The organism is Paenibacillus glucanolyticus (assembly GCF_037333485.1).
GTDB lineage: Bacteria > Bacillota > Bacilli > Paenibacillales > Paenibacillaceae > Paenibacillus_AQ > Paenibacillus_AQ glucanolyticus.
Map to the genome: position 1 here is coordinate 3460449 of NZ_CP147845.1, position 20220 is coordinate 3480668.

The following is a 20220-nucleotide window of genomic DNA, read 5'->3' on the forward strand; positions in this document are numbered from 1 at the left end:
GGCATTTGAAAAAGTTATTGATTAGCATATCGACGGTCATGATCTTTTTTCTTGCGAACGTCATTCCAACACAAGCATCAGGCAATGAAGTAATCGAGCATGGTATTCTAAAGAACAATCGAGTGCTGATCCCTATACGGGCAGTATCTCAGAACATGGGTATCGATGTGAAATGGAACCAATTTCAAAAAACAGCTCAATTGACCATTGGCGAGACTGTAATCACACTTGCGGTTCAATTCAAAAGGGCCTTAGTAAACCAGGACCGCGACGATTTTGATGCTCCGGTTGAGCTCATCCAAAACACAACTTATGTACCTTTAAGGTTCGTTAGCCAAACCATGGGAGCAGAAGTGAAGTGGGATCAGAAAACCAAAGAAGCCACCGTTATCCTGGATGACAAGCAAGTCGTCGTTAAGTTGATGAAGCCGAAGTATCAAGTACCTACCAACCAACGACTAAGTGATACTCGTATTGCGCGGTTATCGGAGAAATTGAACGAGGCATCTGATCTATCGAAAGTAAAACAGGTTCGCACTTACTTCAAACCTTATTTTACGGATCGTCTAATTCAGCAAATCATAGAGCAGGAAGGACTTCACTTTAAAGAAATGAATTTTGATATGAATACGGCAACGGTAAACTATGCAAGCAATACTAGCGCGATGCTTATTCAATCCTATATTCCAGGAAATATATTAACGGGCGAGCTGCATTATGTTTTTGATCGGGAAGCGCACATTATTTATGCTAATGGAGCATGGAAGGTGGACAAGGTAAGCGATCATTTGAGACAGATCCCTAATATGAGCCTGGAACCCGATCTTCAGTAGTGATATCTAACCAAATCATGCCCAGCTCAATGGATAGAGAGAATCATACTTAGCCATTATCCATATAAAATAAAGAAGCCGCAATTTTGATATGATCCCCTTTAAGTAGACAGTATGTAAACAGCGCTTTAAAGACAGTGGAACGATCAAGCCTCGGTTGACTCATTCCAAGGTGAAAGTTTGAAGTCGATGAGGCGCCTTAAACAAACGGGATACGATAGCAGAGGAGCTTGCAGTGATGTGGCTCCTCTTTTCTTATTGAAGTAACGGGCAGTTAATCGTGAAAGGATCTCGATATGGATTTTGATAACTTCAGATTTGAATAGGGAGAAATGGAAGAGGAAGATTCACGATTCGCAGGAATTCATATTAAAGAATGCATGTAAGAAGAAGGAACAAGGAGTTGGAGTTAGGTCTTGCTATATAAATCATAGTTCGATATTACTACTTTCTGTCTGTCCTATTGGACCTAGATCTGTTATTATAAAACAAATAACGGAAAAGGCGAGGACATCAGCATGGCTAAAAAATTGAATATCTTTTTATCTTTTCTAATATCTATTATCATCGCGTTCAGCTGCGGTGTGTATTTCTCGGAAGACTTGGGTTATAGTCGGAGTGAACCAACTATAGTTAAAGCTGGGCAAACAGTGGATGCCGAAAACGAACCTTCCAACGGAGATGGCGAAAAAGGCGCAACGATTTCCACGGCTCAGAATCAAGGAGGTAACGAAACGGCCAACGACGAACCCGAAGCTACCCGAGTGACAGCGAAGAATCGTTTCAGCGACCCAAGAGAGTTCAGATACAGTGTCAATTCAGCGAACGGTATCACGCTGACGTGGCTCGTCGATAATTTGACCGGCAAAACGATCAACTACTATACCGTGAAGGTCAGCACATTTAATCCCGTAGGAGACCCTTCGTATGACGAGCACTCCGGAAAGAACTCTTTCAATCTTCAATATGTCGGTCCGGTCATACCGGGATTAGAACTCGGTGTGTTTGAGCTCTTCACGTATCAAGGTGCTTTGGATTCAATCCGTATCGACGAAGTTGACCTGGAATACGCGGACGGCACCAAAGAAACCGTCGTCTACAATCGCACGACTAAGGACGATAGCGGGCTCAATAATAGATAGGGAAGTTTATTGCAACTTGCTTAGTATTCATGTAAGAGGAAAGAACATACATATCCATTTAAGTCCGCGTTTTACGCGGATTTTTTTTTTGGTTTGAATTTTGTTCTTTGTCTCGTAATTTAGATTGAAATATCTTCGAGTGTATATCATGATATTGAATGTTTATGGTGAACAAACTATATTTTTATCGATGTCAGATGAGGTACTAGATCCGATTTCAGTCGTTCAACTAACGGGGAACACTAGTTCAAATCATAAAGATTAAATCCTTCTATTAGAAGCAAACTAGATTTAATAGCTCTAATTAGGAGGTTTTGTTATGATCTAAATTAAACCTGGTGTCGATGGACAAGAACATTTCCCAAAGAGAGTCGGGGTACTACAATGCCTTGATTTTTCTGGTCCCGCTCATTACGATCGTGATCAGCGTTCTCTTTTTGGGAGAAACGATTACTACCAAGATGGTAGTGGGACTAATTCTAATTATCATAGGTATTGCACTTGTAAACCTCAAAATGAAATCACTGCAAAAGCGGGGCAATATGCTAGAGGGGGATATGTAGGCAAGGCAGGGGTAACGCACAATCGTTATTACTCATAACGTTAATTAATGATCGATTGGCTTAACCTAATGAATTAAGGTTTATTGAATTATCAGGAAATGATACCCCATAAAGAAGCAACGGCAGTCGACCAAGAGATCGGCTGCCGTTGCTTCTTGAACTAAGGTTTAATAGAGTGGATCATAGGAAGCAGCTCGTCATGATTGATCCCAGCAATAACACTGAACGAAGGGTGAGACGATGTGCAATTAAAAATTGTGTCAAATATGGTTGTATAATTCCTATAAAAACCAAAAAAGAGCGATAATCATCGTAGCTTCTCAGTTATCCTTCTTCGTGAATTGGAATGAGTATGCAGTTTCATAGACTGCATGTATTGTAGCAGACTCAATAGGGATCTTTGGACCCTCAAAACCAGTTATGATGCTGTCGAGGAATTTGGCCCCATTGAATCGCTAAAATAGTGTTTTGTATTTGACAAGAACATGGCTACTTATCCGATTAGATGAATGCTAAATGTAACTCAATATTAGATACCTTTACTTAGTTCAACGTAGCTGACCCTATCCTTAGACACACAATATGGTCGTTTCATTCGGAACAGCCCCAGTTTCACGGATTGTCTTTGCTGCCATTTACTTGCGATCAGATATTCTGACCACCCGAAACCTCGATTCTCTGCCCGTTAACCCAGCGATTATCGGAACCAAGTAAGCTGGCGACTGCGGGACCAATGTCCTCGGGTACCCCGACTCGACCAAGGGCAGTCATCGCGGCAAACGTTTCATTGTAAGCAGGTATGTCGCGTACAGAACCTCCTAGAAAATCGGTTTCGATTGCTCCAGGTGCAATGGTATTAGCAGTGATACCTCGGTGACCAAGTTCTTTGGCCAAATAGATAGTTAGAATCTCGACCGCCCCCTTTGCGGCAGAATAGGCGGAGAATCCAGGAAAAGATACGCGAGTAAGACCCGTTGAGAAGTTCACAATTCGACCACCATCTGCAAGAAGAGGCAGAAGGGTCTGTGTCAAGAAAAACACACCCTTAACATGCACATTAAACAGGCCGTCGAACTGAGCTTCTGTAGTTTCGGTAAAGCCGGTCATTTCTCCGTAGCCGGCATTGTTCACCAGATGATTGAAAGTGGTGCTATTCCAGGTTGACTGCAGGGTCGAACGAACTGTCTCAACAAAGGCAGTAAAGCTGGAGATATTTTCAACATCAAGTTGTAATGCCACTGCTTTACGACCTAGAGATTCGATCTCAGCAACGACAGACTTTGCTTCTTCTGCTTGGCTACGATAGGTCAGGATGACATCACCGCCATGACGTGCAATATTGATGGCAGTATTGCGACCAAGTCCGCGGCTGCCGCCAGTAACGATTGAGATATTTGCCATTGTAATTTCATCCTCTCAGAAATCATTTTAATTTACATTGATATCATAAAAGATAAAGTTTACTTGAAGTCAAGGTTATTTTGATTATAATAATAAGTGCCTAATCAAACAGATAAATTCACTGATTTCATTATATTTCTCTATTTTTTTTAGCGTAAATTTGGAAAAATCAATTTATGTTGCCAAATTTTCATTTAAAGTATACTTTAACAGATGGCGGTGAAGATATAGTTATGTTGACTATAAGGGAAGTTACGGAATTGACAGGAATAGCGGCTCCCACACTTCGATACTACGAAAAGGAGGGGCTGCTTCCACATGTGAAGAGAAATGAAAATGGGAAGCGGTTATATGACGAAGATGATTTAAGCTGGATTCACTTCGTTACTGCGCTTAGAGCAACAGGAATGCCGATTGCTCAAATTCAGAAGTATGTATACTTGTATAAAGAAGGGGATTCGACGATTTCGGAACGAAAAATGATGATGCTCCATCATAAAAAAGAAATTGAGAAAAGCATAAGGGAACTATATTTTAACTTGGATAAAATAAACTATAAACTTGCTCTATATGATGTAATAGAATCTCAGATTGAACGAACTAACATCAAAATTTGACAAAGTCGCTAAATTAGCGACTTTGTATTTTTGTATAATTGCATTTGACTCAAACATACATTTCCAAATAGCCATACCTATAACGTCAGATACAGACCGCGTAAAATAAGTACTGACATGATGCTGTCAAAGATTGATGCCGATTTATTTTCTCGGAGGTCCAATGAATGCGGAGCCGCTTCTTTACCTAACGTTCTCCTGTTTCTTGAGAGATCCCAAACAAACTGGAAATTTTGAGCAGTTTAACGAAATGATCAGGTGTTTTAGTTGGCTGTTAAAAAATGGATGGAAATTAAGTTAAATCATCACTATTTAGGAGAAGTTCAACAATTTATATATTCACCAAATGCAAATAGATCGTACTGTACTGGTATCCGTTTGGATTCCGGTAGGGTTTTAGAGAATTTTTGTGTTGGTGCCGATGAAGTTTGCTCAGTTATAAAAGCAACAATCGATGCCAATAGTTAAAACCAGTAAGTTAAATTCAATTGCAGATTGTAAGCCTTCGTGAAGTTAAATGGCGACAGTCAGGAAGTTGAAAAATGTCTGCTACTAAAGGTACGCAATTATGTTGAGGTACATGATATTCAACTGAGCAAGTCATTGCGCTAACGGAACGATAGTTCAATGAGGCAGTCTAAAACTATAAGTATTTTGGAGGCTAAAATGGCCGGGATTCCTTTTACAGATAAGGGGCCCCGGCCTATTACTTTATTATCACTGAAAATTAGATTTTACTGGAGGTGGACGATAAGGGACGAAGTATTTCGCCCGAACCGAAGCTTGATCCGACGCTGGAGATGAGGAGGCGATTCGCTATGAGGGCAGGTCGCTTGCAAAATGCAAGTATTTATTTTATAATTCCCCTAACTAATATTAGTTAGGTTTAAGGAGGTGGCGATAAATGATGACATCTGACCGCTTGAAACAGGCCGCGATGGCTATGTTCGCCGAACGGGGCTACGAGGGTGTATCACTGGCCGAAATCGCCGGTGCAGTGGGCGTTCGAACGCCGTCCATCTATGCACATTTTGCCTCAAAAGAGCAGTTGTTCCTCGCCCTGTTCGAGGACAGCTTGCAGGCGGACATGTCAGAGCTGGCCGACGTGCTGGAGCGGACGTTCGGTGCTCCGCCTCTAGAGCGGATGGAGGCTGCGTTTCGTCATTATACCGACCTTGCTCCGGTGACCGCCGCCTCCGATTTTCTGCGACGGTCGGTGCTGTTTCCGCCCAAGCACCTGAAGGAGCCGCTTCGTAAATCGTTTATGGGCTATGAAGAGAGGTTGAAGGAATGCGTGTTGGTCGTACTGGAGGCGGGAGTAGCGGCAGGAGACTTCGCACGCCAGGATCCCGCTGCACTTCTGGCGTTATTCTGCTCAATGACGAACGGCTTGACAATGGAGCAAGGGATCTATGACGGGGAAACCTACCAGGAGCGGCAGCGCATCCTATGGGACAGATTTCGTACCGCACTTGTGAAAGGATAACAAGGTAATGGCTTGGATCTACATATTCATCGGCGGGGTTATCATTTGCCGGCGTGGCCGGCTTGCGGATCAATTCGATTGAAAAGGGGTAGATTGTATGGGGAAAACGTCAATAACCGTGATTGGATTAGGTCCGATAGGGCAGGCCCTGGCGGGCGCCTTTCTGAAGGGAGGTCACTCGACGACGGTATGGAACCGGACGGCGGATAAAGCCGGTCCATTGATCGGCCAGGGCGCTGTCCGCGCCGACTCGGTAACTGAAGCCATTCAGGCCGGTTCGATCGTCGTCATCTGCGTGCTGAACTACGATGCGGTGCGTTCGGTTTTGGAATTCGCAGGCGAAGCGCTAGCCGGGAAGATTCTGATTAATATGACTACGGGATCGCCTTTTCAAGCCCGTGAAATGGCGGAATGGGCTGCCGGAAATAACATCGATTATATCGACGGCGTCATTATGACACTGCCTCCTGCGGTCGGTACGCCGGAGTCCGCCATCATGTACAGCGGGTCGGAATCCGCATATAGAACCGCACAGTCGTCCTTGGCAAGTCTCGGCGGCTTGTCGGATTATCTCGGTGAGGATCCGGGGCGCGCATCGGCCTTTGACTTGGCCTTGATAGGACTCTTCTGGTCATCCATGGGCGGCTATCTTCACGCCCTGGCTCTTGCAGGAGCAGAACAGATCGGTGCCGGACAATTCAGCAAATATGCCCAAAAGATGATCGGAACGCTGTCTGACCTGATGACCGAAGTTGCGAAGCATGTGGACGAAGGCCATTATCCAGGCGACTTGTCCAATCTTCACTCGGCTGTTGCAGGGCTAGAGAACATTATCCATACGTCGGAGCGCCACCAGATCGATGCCGGCCTCCTTCGCGCCTTTCACTCTTTGGCGAAGCGCGCGATCGACATGGGCTATGGCGACGAAGCCGTCTCACGTCTAACGCATGTATTGCGAATGCCGAATTAGCCCTAATACAAAGCCCTCAGCAGCGTCTGGTCAAGACCCCATTTTATAGACATTGAAAAAAGGACCCTAGGTGGAAAACTGGCGTCGGTACTCTGATATTATCCCCTTTAGGTAGACAGATAAGAGACTGACTCTTATTGTTAACTTGGAGGGGATTTTTACATGAGCAGAGTCCACACACACATTCAATTGAACCGAAATATAAAGCTGTTCAGATGTACCTTGAACATGGCTTCGGATATAAGCGAGTCGCGAAAGAGTTGGGTATTCCAGAAGCCTCTATAAGGCGCTGGGTCAAATTTTACGAGAATGAAGGCATGTCGGGGCTTGAAGAGAAACGCGGAAATCAAAGGGCATTAACAAAGGTAGGCAAAGAAAGAACCCGTTAAGGCCTGAAGAGGAATTAATTAGATATGAATACTTAAAAAAACTCTGGTCACTACAAAAGGGGCGAAGCGAACTGTAAGTAGAATCGCTGAGTATGTCGTCATAGAGCAGTTGGCAATTGCGGGATACAGGATCTCAATGCTTTGTAGAATCGCCCAAGTTTCTAGAAGTGGATATTGCAAATGGCGACGAAGACGTCATACGTTCTTACCTAAGCAACTAGAGGATCAAGCTCTAAAGAGAAGATATTGGAGGGCCATCAGCGTAGGAATCCAAGATCGGGGACGGATGAAGCGTTTGGATGCGAAAATATCGTGATGAACTGTAGAATGACATAAAGTCGCTAACCAAAAAAAACCTTATAAAACAAGGCGTTTTTGATTTTTGGTAGGGAACTTCTTGTCAATATTTAGTGACATAAAGTTACCCACTAGACTGGAGAATGACACATAAATTTGCCTACCAGGCTGGAAAAATTACTAAAGGAACAATACAACATGTCGGGGGACAAGACAGGAGGGGTCTACCGGATATCTGGGACAACCGAAATAGATAATGGGGCGCAACAATCTTGGTCATTTATTCTGAAAGTAATTAATCCCGATCCCTTGCGTGTGGACCCAGCTCATTATAATTATTGGCGGCGAGATCAGACAATCAGTTATCCAATACAATTGTCCGTATCAAGATGAACTAAGCAAAGAAGCAATTCAATCTATGTTATCATTTACACCTCAGAAAATTGCGCAATGTTGGTCATGAGCAAACCAGATGATGAGAATATAGACTGGAGAATGACATAAAGTTATTACCTACCAGACTAGGAAATGACATCATAAAATGGCCTACCAGACTGGAAAAATTCATGAAAGAAAAGATCAAGTTCTAAATTTGCTCGTTAAGTAAAAGTAAAGACAAAAGGGTATGTTTTCATCAAAGTAGGGAACTTGGTGTCATTTTCAATATACAGTTTTTTTTGTTTTATCGGTACGGTACAAACATATTCAGACATATGTACAAAATACGAGTTTTGTGAAATAGACTTTCGGGAAAACTTAGTAATCATTGATTTCATACAAAAACCTTCAGACAGAGATATTATTTTGTGGTTGGTTCTCACTCATCTGTTTCTAGGCCCTTATTGGTCTTTCTAGTTGCTTCTTAGTTGCTTCTTAGTTGCTTCTTAGTTGCTTCTTAGTTGCTTCTTAGTTGCTTCTTTAAACTTACTCTAAACGAAACATTCAATTGGTCGTCGATGTGGTATTTAAGTTCGGTTTTCCAAAGTTCAAAAACAAATTACATGATACGTCTAAATTACCGATTCCGCATTCCTTGATTGTTCGCATTCCTTGGTTGTTCAAAGGTTTTTTCTTTCGAGTTCAATTCCAATTACATTCCAATTACTGTAAATATTCGTGTGGTTACATATACAACTATAACCATTTTTAAACCTACTATACATAACAAGACATAACAAGCTGTCTCACCAAGGTACCCAACTCAGTAAATAAAAAAGCCGCGGATTCCCGCGACTTCTTCAACGAAGGTGCATAAACCAAACTCGCCCTATTTGCTTAGCCTCTTCCCCATACCATATTCCACATGCGTCTGCGATGATATCCATTTTGAGGATCGACACCGCATTCCATAAGCCACTTCGCTGCATTTTCTTTTTGACAAGGAGTAACCGGTACTCCCAAGCAATTGGACAATTCATCAATCATCCCACAGCACCTGTTATAGTCTCGCAAATCCTCGCAGCGTTTCTTGCAGAGAATTCCATACACTTGATGGAAGTATCTCGGATTCATCATTTTGCCTCGAAACGTTCCCATTAGTTCAGGATCAAGATATGCCATCTGCCTTCTCCTTTCGCAAGCTTCTTTTCATTCTCCTCAGGATTGAATAATAAATACAGTAAACGCTTATTGTTAGCTGGTTCCGCTTCCGACAATACGTCGGTAATAAAAGCATATGCTATGTTTCCAATATGGACAGGGTGTATAACCAGAAGGCTTCGGAATATGATGAATTAGGGCTGTTTTTGGTACTTCTGCACATAATGGCTCAAGGTAAGCAGCGGCCAGACCAGCGGATAACTGTGATAATGAATATAAAAATGTCCCGGCAAACCAGCACCAGCAGGATATGTGGTTCTCCTGCCTTCTTGTCGGTTCCACTCTATTAAACGAAGGATCCCCTGATCGATCACCTCGGTTGGATTGTCGTGAACTGCAATCAGCGCATCCAAAGCCCATGCCGTATGAACGACCGTAGAGTATGGAGCCGGATTATATTTCTTAATGAAATCGCTCCGACAGGACTCGCCCCATCCCCCGTCCTCATGCCGGATTCTCAACAGCCAGTCCACGGCCCGCCGGATCGCAGGATGATCTGCCTGCAAGCCGGCAGCAGCCATTCCAGTCACCGCTGCCCATGTGCCATAGATAAAAGACACTCCCCACCGGCCATACCAGGAGCCGTCGCTCTTCTGCTTCTTCACGAGCCAGTCTAAACCGTCTTGAATGCGCGGATGGGATAAACGCAGTTTCAAGTGATTCCCGAGCAGCTCCAGCACCCGGCCGGTAATATCCGCGCAGGAAGGGTCGGCGGCAGTTTCAGCAAAATGCGGTATTCGAAATAAACGTATAATCGACGAGACACTGTTCTTCTCAAAAGCAGCCCATCCTCCATCATCATTTTGCATACGGAATACATATTGAATTCCTTTTCTCCATGCCGCGCTGTAGTCACTCTCCTGGGCTGCTAACCTGGTAAGTACGCGAATAACCGCCTGTGTATCGTCAACATCCGGATTGGCCGTGTTGCTCTCGGAGAATCCCCATCCACCGGAGGTACGATGCCGTGAGTCTCTTTCCGACTCCTGCTTCTCCAAATGCTGCAAGGAAAGAAGATACTTCGCAGCTCGCAGAATTCCGGCATCTTCCGTTGATACTCCTGCCTCCTGGAGGGTATAGGCAATCAGTGCCGTATCCCAGACGGTTGATGGGGAGTTTTGAATGTGCAGCGACCCGTCGCGCGCAGTGTAACCGAAAGAAGCCAAGCCTTCTACCGCTTGCTTGATCATCGGTGAGTCCGTCTTATATCCAATGGCAAGCAGAGAATAAATCATAAAAAAGGTCGCGCTGGCATAGCTGTATTGTGTTCCGTCATTCTCAATATTTTGCAGGAGGATTTGCTCTGTTTTTTTAAGTGCGCTTCTCGACAGATAACCTTTTTTCTTTCTTTCCCGTGTGCGATTTGAACGTCTCGGTTCACGTAGTTTATGAAAATGCTGTGTTACAAACAGATGATGGATGTTGATCTCCCGAGGATGATGAAGCTTAAACTTGCGGTGGCCGAGGATCAGCAAGGAAGCAAAATGACTGCGGACATACGAGCTCCAACGGTAATAACTGAAAGAACTTGATTTGGGAAGCTGTATCAAATACAGGGGCAGCGGGAAAAAACGAGGCCAAGGATAGAACCCGTTTAGCGCCAGCATGAATTTAGTCGAAACATGGGCTTGCTCCACACCGCCATGCTGTACAATATACTCCTCAGCCTTCTGCATCATAACGTCTTCCCGGCTTGCACAACCGGATAGCAACAGGGCTGTATAAGCTTCGACCGTAGAAGACAGATGGCCCACTTCATCGTCGTACTGCTTCCATGCGCCGTTTGGAGCCTGACGCTGCTTCAGACGCTGCGCGAGCTGCGGAATTAGCTCCGGCTTGGTATCCAGGTTTTTCAATAGAATGATCATATTGGCATCTGTCATCGGCCCCGTTTCAAAAAGAAATCTCCAGGATCCGTCCGGAAACTGTAAGGATTTGAGATGCGAAATATAGGTTTGAATCTCTGTCTGTACGGTCTTCAGCCGACCCATTGTCGTCTCAACTCCTTGCCACATTGATAGGGTATCTCGTCACAAGAACCTGTTTTTTTATCGTATGTGGGGACAAAGCATCCGGTAGAGGCGTTTAGTCTCGGGTACATCCGCATATTTTGCACCAGGCTTAAAAGCCTGATTCCCATATCAGTAACCAGCAGCAGCAAATATCCTGAAAATATGCCGGGCTCCATTCCATCTCATAAAAAAACCGGCCACTTGGGCCGGCTTCATCTCTTCACTTGATTTGGACCATGCACATTTTACAATAAACTGGAATATATTGCATATTGGCTCATATAATCATCATGATTAGGCCTGTCTCTGAGGAGCTGCGCGCTTTATGCAGTCCTCTTGTAACCTACCTTACTTAAGATTAGCAGACCATTTCTCTGCACGTGCCTGCAGATCATCCAGAAACTTCTGAATATCCGGTGCATGACCGGATGCAGCCTGGCTAATAAATCCGTTAATGGCTGGAGCGATGTCGCTCATATAGAACGGATTGGCTTCATCCATAAGCTCCGAGTGGCCAACTTCCGCAATTTCAAGCGCTTTTTTCACAAATTTATCTTCCGGTGTTACGAAATCAGCGTTTTTCAATGTGGGGGTATTCGAGAAATTTTCATACATATATTTTTGCGTCATGTAACTCGTCAAGAACTTCATCACTTCCCATGACGCATCCACATCTTTTGCATTTTTTGCCATGATGAACGGGTCGACTGCAACCCAGCCTTCGCCTTTTGGACCCAGGTTCAATACCGGCTCAAATCGGTCCAGCAGCTCTTTGTTCTGCTTCGAACGGTATTCACTCATGGTTGAACCGCCGGTAGAATCCAGCGCGATGGCAATGTTGTTCTTCTCAAGCCCGAAATTCTCGGCACCCTGGGCGTTGACGAAACCGGCCGGCGGCAGCTTGGCAGCTTCCTTCAGCCATTCCAGCACCTTCACCATTTCCGGTGTGTTGAGATGCCACTTAATGTTCTTGATATCTTTCAACGACCCTTCCGCTCCCTTCGCGCCAAAAGCAAGGGTAAGCGCAACAAAGGTAGATCCGTTTAACGAGTTGCCGCTCCAATACAGGCCGAAATTGTCTTCACCGGTTTTCGGGTTTTTGCCGGTCATTTTCTTAGCTTTATCCAGAATTTCTTCCGGACCAGGCTGTGCGGTGAGTGTATCCACTCCCCAGTCTTCAAACAGCTTCTTATCGTAGATAGTCATCCGGCGACCAAGGGCGACAGGAATGCCAAATTGCTTGCTGCCATCCGGGGACTTGGTGCTGTAGGAATTGTTCATGATGCCTTCCAGATAAATGCTGGGGTCAAATGAGGTGTCCTTTTCAATCAGATCGTCCAGATCCCGCAGCAGTCCTTCCTGATACCATTGGGAAGCAAAGGCTCCGCCCGTGTATAATACATCCGCGTCCCCGGAGAGCAGCATGGCCGTTTGTTTTGCTTTTACGTTCTCCCATGGGATTTGATATACCTCAAGTTTAATGTTCGGATACATTTTCTTGAACGTTTTATCCAAATATTCGTTAAGGCCGATCGTCGGATTCCCTGTCAACGCATCAATCCCGTTCTCGAGCTGCCAGCCTGCCAGCGCAACGCGAACCGTTCCTTGCATATCAGACACTTTCTCAATTTGGACGCCGCCGGTTACGTCTTTTCCCGAACTGCCAGTGCAAGCGGCCATCGTAAACACAAGTACAAAAGACAGAATAAGCAGTACCGTCTTCTTCATATCAGACACACCTCCGTAAAAAATAGATGAAATTCGCGTAACGCGGGATTACTGCTTGATACCGGAGAGCGCAATGCTTTCGATAATATAACGCTGCAGGAACATATAGACGACGATAACCGGAATCAGACTCGTTGTGGTTGCCGCCATAATGATCGAAGGCTGTTGATTGATCCCGTTGTTATAGGTAAACATCGCCAGACCAATCTGAATGGTGTATTTGGTAGCGGATTTCAGAATCAGCAGCGGCCATAGCATATCGTTCCAGACGCCAAGGAACAGCAGAATAACCATGGTGGCGATAATGGGTGTACAGAGCGGAAGATAAACCCGGCTGAATACGGTAATTTCCTTGGCCCCATCCAATACCGCGGCTTCCCTTAAACTGCCGGGTAATTGATCAAAGAACGCCTTGGCTAAAAAAGTACCGAAAGCATAATTCATCGCCGGCAAATAAAAAGCCAGATAGTTGTCAACCAAACCGAGCTTGCTGAACAGCAGATACTGAGGAATCATCGTCATTTCGAATGGAATCATCATCGTGCTTAAGGCCAGCAGCAGAACGAAGTTTGCCCCTTTGAAGCGGAGTTTGGATAAGGCATATCCGGACAAAAGCGCAGACAACGAGCTGATGACAATGACTCCTGCACTAACAAGTGTTGAATTGCCAATATATCGAAACATATTGATGTTAGTGAAAGCGGCTTCATAAGTTCGGATCGAAGGCTCCTCCGGCCATATTTTGGGCGGGAAAGAGATATTGAGTCGTGCCCCCCAATCGAAGCTGGTCACGAGCATCCATAGGAACGGCACAATCATAATAAATGAACCCAGCAGCAGGGCCATTGTTAAAATAAGCTGTTGAAGTGTGATTCGTTTACGGCGTACAGGTTCCTTGGGTAAGGCTGAATCGATCATAGTTACCCTCCTGTCTTGTGAATTTACGGTTCCCTAAGGTTCCCGAATCGGCAAGGCGACCGAGTTAGTCTAAACTGTCTTTACGGCGGTTAAGCAGCATGAGGAATGCCGTCAGAATGAGTATGATCAGGAACAGTAAGTAGGATACGGCAGTGGCCAGACCCATCTGTGAAGCAAGGAACGCATTCCGGTAAATGTACAGCACGACCGTCATCAAGCTTCCTCCTGGATTGCCAGCCGTTCCCCCGATTAACCAGACATCGGTAAACCGCTTCATGCCGCCAATGGTTCCCATAATGAGCATAAACACAAAGATTGGACGCAAATAAGGAATCGTGATATACCACCACTTCCGGTACGTTCCGGCTCCATCCACTTCTGCTGCTTCGTAAAGATCCCGAGGAACACTTTGTAATCCGGCCAGGAAAATGATCGTGTTATACCCGAGCGCGCCCCACAAACTCATCAGCACAATGCTGTACCGTGCGACTTCAGGATTCGTGAACCATCCAACAGGATCCATGCCAAACAAGCCAATAACAAAGTTGATCAGTCCCTCCTTGGACGGAAAGAACAAGAACGAAAACAAGAGGCTTGTCGCAACACCGGATACCACATTGGGCAGAAAATATACGGCTTTAAAAAAATTACGGCCCAGATTCCACTTCAAGTTGTTAATGAGGCTGGCCAGAATAAAAGACAGTGCAATACCAAGCAGAACAGACCATATCCCCATCATAAATGTGTTTGTAAGCGCTTGCCAAAATAAGGAATCCTCCAGTGCGTATCGGTAGTTGCTGAGGCCCACCCAAGCGCCCGATAAATTGAGCCCAGATGTCTGATGAAAACTCATGAACAGCGCGGCGAACATGGGATAGATGGCAAATACCACAACCCCGATAATAAGCGGGGCACTGAATAGATAGCCCATCCAGTCATTGCGTGTAAATCTGAATCTTCGTTTAGCCATACTCCGATGATCCGCAGTCCATTTCCCTTCTGGGGTGGATGACAAACTGATCCTCCTCCTTTCGTTAATAACCGGATTCATGCCGGTGATTGGACAAGCGATCATGTCCATTCTGTACATGGTTATGTGGACGAATCCGGATTATGTGTTATTCTTTTTTTCACAGATGCGAACGTAAGAACAACATAGGTGTGACGATTCCTCATCGGCAGTGTATGCAATGGACCACATCTAGGTGTATGCCTATTCCGATTAAGGCATCATAATAAATATTATGTAAACTATCAAAACGAAGAAAACCGTCCATCTCAGATATCTAACCTGAAATTGACGGTTCATCATCACATACCCAGCATCGTCTTGAGCGTAATAAACACAACAGGAATCAGCAGCGCCGGGATTAGATTCATCGTTTTGAAATGCCGGATGCCTAATATGCTCAAGCCAGAACTCAGAATCAAGATTCCCCCAACAATGGATATTTCGGTTAACAGCTCCGGTGTGATAAAACCCGACACAGCACCGGCCAGAACGTTTGAATAATCCTTGCCAACAAAATAGTACAACGGCTGATAAAATAATACCGATACCAAAGGTTGACGCCAGACGGTAGATAATCCTTCCGCTAGATTGCCTGTCGAAAATCTGGACACCGCATGCTTAAATCGCTGTTCGATCAGGGGTCTCGCTGGAAGATTCTTTCTTTACACTTTAATTTGGGATAAAGAATAGTCTTTGCTTTCATACATCTTTATGGCAAGCATGATTTTTTTTTTGATTCAACCTTCGGTCTCCCTCCATTTCTTCCCCTAGCTCTAGCTACCGTCAGTCCATCTTTTGTTCTTTCACTAATGATATCTCGTTCCAATTCGGCTATGCTAGTTAACATTCTAAAGAAGAATCGTCCCATTGCTGTTGTCGTGTCAATCTTATCCTGAATGGATACAAAATTAATGCCTTTTGCTTCAAAATGTTCCATAAGTTCAACTAAATGCTTGGTACTTCGACTGATTCGGTCTAATTTATAGACAACACTGTATCGTCTTTGCGCAAAACTTTAAGAAGTTCATCTAACTGTGGACGGTTATGTCTTTTTCTTTAAAGGTCTCATTAACCCCATATTGATTCAATGCATCGAGTTGTAATGATAATGACTGATCTTGTGTGCCAACACGTGCATAACCAAATTTCAATACAAACATCCCCTTTCATACCAAAAACGGTCGTTTTTGATACGTTAACCCTCAATGCTAAGTGGCATTTATAAAGATAATTCTGATACAATATTGTTAAGCAAGAGGTCCAGATTATGGAATAATAGCTGTACTAAGATTGAAAATTTAAAATAATTTTATTAGGCTAAAAATTAGTAACCATTACGTTAACCTGTTCAAAGGGGGAAATATGAAATTGAATCCAAACATGATTAAGTTTCGAAGGCTTATATTCGAAGATTTACCACTTATGTATGACTGGATTAGAAATGACCGTTTTGTTAACCGTTTTTGGGCTTACAACAAAAAAGAACCTTATGAAAAGGTAACCCAAGAGTTTTCTGATTATATCAAAAGGGTTGAACCAACTGATCCGTATCTAATTCTTTATAATGATACTCCTATTGGTTATATACAAACATTCAATTGGAGTGATTATCCAGTATTTGAAAAGTATGTTGATCTAACTAATTCAGCCAGTTTAGACCTATTTATAGGAGAAGAGGAGTATAGAAATAAAGGACTTGGCACAAAAATTCTGTCACGTTTTCTAAGTCAGTTTGTTTTTTCCGATGAAAGTGTAGATAGGTGTATTATTAATCCAGAGGTTAACAATAGTATAGCTATACGAGCCTATGAAAAAGTTGGGTTTCAGATTATTAAAATGGTCCCAGATATCCCAGAAGAACCTGGACCTGTTTTTTTCATGAGTTTGGATCGTCATAATTTCCAAGGATAGATATCATAAAAAGAGTGATTCTTAATCAGTATCCTGTTTATTTTGTGAAAAAATCAGCAACTTTTTATGACGGAAAACCCTGTTACGACACAGATCTTTCACTTTTTCACAAGGTTACTTTCCGATTTCATGTTAAATACTTTCAAAACGCATACCCCCGTCCAGTTTTTGATGGAGGTAAAATAAAGTTTTATTCCACAATCGAGCCCGTTTGTTGAAGAAACTTCGCCAAATGTCATATTGTTTTCCAACCGTGAAACAGTGAGACTACTATTCAATCTAAAAAAGACATTCAATAAAGTTCATGCTTCTGTTTTGATTAGTTATTTTTGAGGGTTATTTCTGTTCGATAAATGTTTAACTAAAACATCAAACATGTTGTTCCATCCCTGTTCAGAACCATCTCTAAATTCACGATGCGCCTTTTCAATGTCTTCTGTGGTCCATCCTTGTTCATGAGGAACCACTATTTCTTGTGTGAAAGTCATTTCGCAGCCACCATCTATGGGTTCTAATAATACGGTTATTCGGTCTATCGTTTCGCTATATTTTGGGATTTGAAATGTAAATACTAATTTGAAGGGTTTATCGATTTCAAGATATTTCCCAATAGCTTCTCCTTCTTTGGGGTCCCTAATCCTATAAGACCCTCCGACGCAAAAATCATTCTCTACAAAATTAGCTTTTTCTTCTGGATTAAATAGCCATTTACTCATCATTTCTGGGTTTACCCACGCATCAAACACTCTTTCCGCAGTGAATTCAAAACGACGTGTCATTGTTAGGGTAGTTGTTGAAGTGATCATCTCAATCATCCTATTCATAATAATTTTATCGTAATAAGTTTATTGCAAATACCTTAATGTTCCTCCTTTTTAGCGTTACTAAGCTCACGTTCAAGAGCGTCAAACTGTCTGTTCCAAAAATGTTCGTAAAAGCGCAGCCAATCCGTTGCAGATGATAAGGATTCGGCATTAAGGCGACAAGTATGTGTTCTACCTTTTACACTCCTATCAAGAATGCCTGCCCGTTCTAAGACTTTAATATGCTTAGAAATAGCTGCTAAAGACATATCAAAAGGTGCGGCCAATTCCGATACTGTACGTTCTTGAGAGGCAATAAGACGAACAATTTCTCTTCGTGTTGGATCAGCCAAGGCGTGGAAAACACTATCTAGATTATTATTTTGTTCAACCATATGGTTAAATATAATGGATATACAATAATAAGTCAACCACTCAGTTAAATATTAAAACCCTGATTTTTCTACTTAGATTAGAAAAATTAGGGTTTTATCTTCCCAAAAAATGTATTACCATATATTATCTGTGTTTTGTCGGCAATGCCCCATATAGTAGGTGGCTTTATTGAGCTGTTAAGTACCATAACAATTAGCTAAAACTGCCCCACTCCCAATCCGCTCCTTCTTAAGCAGCGGGATAATTAATGTCATGAATAAACAAGACTGCCGACAGATCGGCAGTCTCTTTCATGCATTGCATGTATTCATTTTTGTTCCGAATGGTTCCCATGTTTGTTCGGTTTACTATCTACAGAAACGAAGATGGGATTGGAGTAGAACCACAGATCACTATAATTTCGTTTGTTAATTTCCGCAAAACGCATCTCATGGTCTTCGATGTCCGTCTTAGGATCCATTAACGGATTACCGTTACTTGTTTCTCCTGCTACATTGACCCCAAGGTTGGTACCTCTTAGACGGAAATATTGATCCTTCGTGGCTACGGTTCGATATGTGATCACGTTGTATCCGTCCCGATCGGTCTTCCAGTCTTTGCTTGTAAACCGCTTAACGACTTTGGTAGAATCGTTGGTACTCTTGCTATATGCAGCCGTACCTGGCTGTGCCTTACCTATTACATCCCCTGCGATCAGATCGACATGATCCACCTTTACAGCATCGCCATTGTTATTTTTCTTCGGGCTTTTGAAGCGGATGGTGATCTCGATGGGCGTTCCCTTCTTAACATGAAGATCTCCACCCATTTCTGCCTGTTTGTTACCATGACGGACCTGGAAGTCCAGTGCGTTAATCAAATCGCCGAAGACAGAGAATGATTTACCTGAACGCATACCGTCCAATACGCTTTGCATGTCTTGGCCTTGTATCCAAGTGTAATTCTTGGCGTATTGACCTGGCCAATATCCGCTGGAATACAACCGGTTTTCACTAATCTCAAAATGCGAATCCGAATTCGTGAAATTCCAGAACTCGCGTCCTTCTCCGAGCAAAGCATCCCATACGCCGCCAACCTTGGCGATCATGAAGTCAGCGCCGCCATAAGTTCTGTTTTCCGGCGTTGTCAGGTTTAAGCCGCCTCGATCCGGCTCCATCTGATTCCCGGGCATGCCTTCCATTCCAAATACGACGTTCGGAGCCATGTTATTGAAGTCGCGAATGTCCGCAATGGTGTACACGGTTTTTCTAGAGGGATGGTTGAGCAAGGCGTAACTGCTATTCCGATAATTCTTCTCTAGCCAAGCCAGTGCCATGCGAGCATCCTCCCGTGTCGTAAATGCCCTGCTTCCTTGTTTATTCCAATTCGCAACATCTGCGGGGTCGAACAACGATTCTTCACGGTTGGTGAACAGATACTCAAATTGACTGACGGCCTTCAGGCTAGATTCTGAGCCGAATTTTCCCGCAATAATACCGATACCCACATGCTCATAGGTAGGCATATCCCATTCAAACCCCGAGAAGATAATTTTGTTCTTATATTTCCCTGCTGCCTGAAGCTGCTTGATTCCGGGAACCTGGTACTGGGCCAGTCCCTGAGAGAGCGGAATAGGTCCGCCAGCAATCGCATTCCCATCTTCATCCCGTGTAGAGGTTCGAAGATGATCAGAAATTGCAATCCAGTCCAGATTGTACTCCTGAAATCCATGGTCCAGCACTTCTTGCAGGGATTGACTGGCATCATCGGATTGATAAGTATGTGCGTGGTACTCACCCGTCATCCATTTACCGTTACCTTCCGGCTTAAACTTGTAACCTTCTTCCTTCGCCGCATGGACAACCATGCCTTGCGAAAGAATGGACAAGCTGAGCGCCAAAACCATGATGGTTTTCTTCTTCAGCTGCACTTAATGGCACCTCCGAGTTGAAATAGTCACCGAACCATCTAAGCTTAATGCTCCAGGATTAGGAGATTGTCATCACAAATCGTTGATTGTGTAAGAACCTAGTCTTCAATTTTTCGACTACTAAATCTCGATGCCTTCCAGCAGGTTGAATATCCGATATTTAAAGTTTCAACAAAGTAATGGTATACATATTATATATTATGTAAACTTATGAGATGACGACAATGACTATAA

General features: G+C 43.6%; 19 protein-coding genes and 1 pseudogene. 9 read left to right on the forward strand and 11 right to left on the reverse strand.

Annotation, left to right across the window (positions count from 1 at the left end; all coding sequences use genetic code 11):
* Nucleotides 1–5 precede the first annotated feature (5 nt).
* The 3 genes from WDY75_RS16335 to WDY75_RS16345 all read left to right on the forward strand — a co-directional run bounded on the left by WDY75_RS16335 (nt 6) and on the right by WDY75_RS16345 (nt 2538).
* Nucleotides 6–833 carry a copper amine oxidase N-terminal domain-containing protein gene (locus tag WDY75_RS16335; protein WP_063479549.1) on the forward strand — a complete coding sequence of 276 codons (828 nt, stop codon included), beginning with the start codon at nt 6–8 and terminating at the stop codon, nt 831–833.
* 650 nt (nt 834–1483) lie between these two features.
* The gene (locus tag WDY75_RS16340; RefSeq protein ID WP_231888072.1) at nt 1484–1975 is read left to right on the forward strand and encodes a hypothetical protein; all 492 of its coding nucleotides are present in this window, start codon (nt 1484–1486) and stop codon (nt 1973–1975) included.
* A 344-nt stretch (nt 1976–2319) separates the two neighbouring features.
* On the forward strand, nt 2320–2538 hold the full coding sequence (locus WDY75_RS16345) for an EamA family transporter (RefSeq protein ID WP_063479547.1): 219 nt from the start codon (nt 2320–2322) through the stop codon (nt 2536–2538).
* 645 nt (nt 2539–3183) lie between these two features.
* On the opposite strand, the gene WDY75_RS16350 is transcribed toward WDY75_RS16345, so the two are convergent.
* Nucleotides 3184–3939: an SDR family NAD(P)-dependent oxidoreductase gene (locus WDY75_RS16350; protein ID WP_063479546.1), complete on the reverse strand. Its 756-nt coding sequence runs from the start codon at nt 3937–3939 to the stop codon at nt 3184–3186.
* A gap of 233 nt (nt 3940–4172) precedes the next feature.
* Between WDY75_RS16350 and WDY75_RS16355 the strand changes: the two genes are divergently transcribed.
* The 5 genes from WDY75_RS16355 to WDY75_RS16375 all read left to right on the forward strand — a co-directional run bounded on the left by WDY75_RS16355 (nt 4173) and on the right by WDY75_RS16375 (nt 7401).
* Nucleotides 4173–4556, forward strand: a complete 384-nt coding sequence (locus WDY75_RS16355; protein WP_063479829.1) for a MerR family transcriptional regulator — start codon at nt 4173–4175, stop codon at nt 4554–4556.
* A gap of 267 nt (nt 4557–4823) precedes the next feature.
* Nucleotides 4824–5024 (forward strand): hypothetical protein, encoded by a 201-nt coding sequence (locus WDY75_RS16360; protein WP_156515069.1) that lies wholly within the window; start codon nt 4824–4826, stop codon nt 5022–5024.
* A 436-nt stretch (nt 5025–5460) separates the two neighbouring features.
* Complete coding sequence (locus WDY75_RS16365; RefSeq protein ID WP_063479545.1) at nt 5461–6042, forward strand: TetR/AcrR family transcriptional regulator; 582 nt, start codon at nt 5461–5463, stop codon at nt 6040–6042.
* Between the two features lie 97 nt (nt 6043–6139).
* A complete protein-coding gene (locus WDY75_RS16370) occupies nt 6140–7012 on the forward strand; it encodes an NAD(P)-dependent oxidoreductase (protein WP_063479544.1) in 873 nt (290 codons plus the stop codon).
* A 215-nt stretch (nt 7013–7227) separates the two neighbouring features.
* Nucleotides 7228–7401, forward strand: a complete 174-nt coding sequence (locus tag WDY75_RS16375; RefSeq protein ID WP_197477125.1) for a transposase — start codon at nt 7228–7230, stop codon at nt 7399–7401.
* Between the two features lie 1572 nt (nt 7402–8973).
* Here WDY75_RS16375 and WDY75_RS16380 read toward each other — a convergent pair.
* From WDY75_RS16380 to WDY75_RS16410, 7 genes and pseudogenes are all read right to left on the reverse strand, one after another.
* The gene (locus tag WDY75_RS16380; protein WP_036639133.1) at nt 8974–9258 is read right to left on the reverse strand and encodes a hypothetical protein; all 285 of its coding nucleotides are present in this window, start codon (nt 9256–9258) and stop codon (nt 8974–8976) included.
* 173 nt (nt 9259–9431) lie between these two features.
* The gene (locus tag WDY75_RS16385) at nt 9432–11288 is read right to left on the reverse strand and encodes a prenyltransferase/squalene oxidase repeat-containing protein (protein WP_063479543.1); all 1857 of its coding nucleotides are present in this window, start codon (nt 11286–11288) and stop codon (nt 9432–9434) included.
* Nucleotides 11289–11657: 369 nt separating this feature from the next.
* A complete protein-coding gene (locus tag WDY75_RS16390; protein WP_006210628.1) occupies nt 11658–13037 on the reverse strand; it encodes an extracellular solute-binding protein in 1380 nt (459 codons plus the stop codon).
* Between the two features lie 48 nt (nt 13038–13085).
* The gene (locus WDY75_RS16395) at nt 13086–13955 is read right to left on the reverse strand and encodes a carbohydrate ABC transporter permease (protein WP_006210627.1); all 870 of its coding nucleotides are present in this window, start codon (nt 13953–13955) and stop codon (nt 13086–13088) included.
* A 64-nt stretch (nt 13956–14019) separates the two neighbouring features.
* Nucleotides 14020–14970, reverse strand: coding sequence for a carbohydrate ABC transporter permease (locus tag WDY75_RS16400; RefSeq protein WP_006210626.1), 951 nt, complete (start codon nt 14968–14970; stop codon nt 14020–14022).
* 296 nt (nt 14971–15266) lie between these two features.
* The gene (locus tag WDY75_RS16405) at nt 15267–15578 is read right to left on the reverse strand and encodes a DUF554 family protein (protein WP_082834353.1); all 312 of its coding nucleotides are present in this window, start codon (nt 15576–15578) and stop codon (nt 15267–15269) included.
* A 51-nt stretch (nt 15579–15629) separates the two neighbouring features.
* Nucleotides 15630–16127: pseudogene (locus WDY75_RS16410) on the reverse strand (recombinase family protein).
* 202 nt (nt 16128–16329) lie between these two features.
* Between WDY75_RS16410 and WDY75_RS16415 the strand changes: the two are divergent.
* The gene (locus WDY75_RS16415) at nt 16330–16878 is read left to right on the forward strand and encodes a GNAT family N-acetyltransferase (protein ID WP_063479541.1); all 549 of its coding nucleotides are present in this window, start codon (nt 16330–16332) and stop codon (nt 16876–16878) included.
* Between the two features lie 323 nt (nt 16879–17201).
* Here the strand turns inward: WDY75_RS16415 and WDY75_RS16420 are convergent, their stop codons facing one another.
* From WDY75_RS16420 to WDY75_RS16430, 3 genes are all read right to left on the reverse strand, one after another.
* Nucleotides 17202–17684, reverse strand: a complete 483-nt coding sequence (locus WDY75_RS16420) for an SRPBCC domain-containing protein (protein ID WP_036639145.1) — start codon at nt 17682–17684, stop codon at nt 17202–17204.
* A 53-nt stretch (nt 17685–17737) separates the two neighbouring features.
* Nucleotides 17738–18034, reverse strand: coding sequence for a metalloregulator ArsR/SmtB family transcription factor (locus WDY75_RS16425; protein ID WP_235187341.1), 297 nt, complete (start codon nt 18032–18034; stop codon nt 17738–17740).
* Between the two features lie 350 nt (nt 18035–18384).
* Nucleotides 18385–19986 (reverse strand): hypothetical protein, encoded by a 1602-nt coding sequence (locus WDY75_RS16430; RefSeq protein ID WP_063479540.1) that lies wholly within the window; start codon nt 19984–19986, stop codon nt 18385–18387.
* Between the last annotated feature and the right edge of the window lie 234 nt (nt 19987–20220).

Excerpts from the sequence above, each read along its gene's own strand:
- WDY75_RS16345 (WP_063479547.1), top strand. The coding sequence starts at position 2,320 with ATGGACAAGAACATTTCCCAAAGAGAGTCGGGGTACTACAATGCCTTG.
- WDY75_RS16350 (WP_063479546.1), bottom strand. The coding sequence starts at position 3,939 with ATGGCAAATATCTCAATCGTTACTGGCGGCAGCCGCGGACTTGGTCGC.
- WDY75_RS16355 (WP_063479829.1), top strand. The coding sequence starts at position 4,173 with ATGTTGACTATAAGGGAAGTTACGGAATTGACAGGAATAGCGGCTCCC.
- WDY75_RS16365 (WP_063479545.1), top strand. The coding sequence starts at position 5,461 with ATGATGACATCTGACCGCTTGAAACAGGCCGCGATGGCTATGTTCGCC.
- WDY75_RS16370 (WP_063479544.1), top strand. The coding sequence starts at position 6,140 with ATGGGGAAAACGTCAATAACCGTGATTGGATTAGGTCCGATAGGGCAG.
- WDY75_RS16375 (WP_197477125.1), top strand. The coding sequence starts at position 7,228 with ATGTACCTTGAACATGGCTTCGGATATAAGCGAGTCGCGAAAGAGTTG.
- WDY75_RS16380 (WP_036639133.1), bottom strand. The coding sequence starts at position 9,258 with ATGGCATATCTTGATCCTGAACTAATGGGAACGTTTCGAGGCAAAATG.
- WDY75_RS16385 (WP_063479543.1), bottom strand. The coding sequence starts at position 11,288 with ATGGGTCGGCTGAAGACCGTACAGACAGAGATTCAAACCTATATTTCG.
- WDY75_RS16390 (WP_006210628.1), bottom strand. The coding sequence starts at position 13,037 with ATGAAGAAGACGGTACTGCTTATTCTGTCTTTTGTACTTGTGTTTACG.
- WDY75_RS16395 (WP_006210627.1), bottom strand. The coding sequence starts at position 13,955 with ATGATCGATTCAGCCTTACCCAAGGAACCTGTACGCCGTAAACGAATC.
- WDY75_RS16415 (WP_063479541.1), top strand. The coding sequence starts at position 16,330 with ATGAAATTGAATCCAAACATGATTAAGTTTCGAAGGCTTATATTCGAA.
- WDY75_RS16420 (WP_036639145.1), bottom strand. The coding sequence starts at position 17,684 with ATGATCACTTCAACAACTACCCTAACAATGACACGTCGTTTTGAATTC.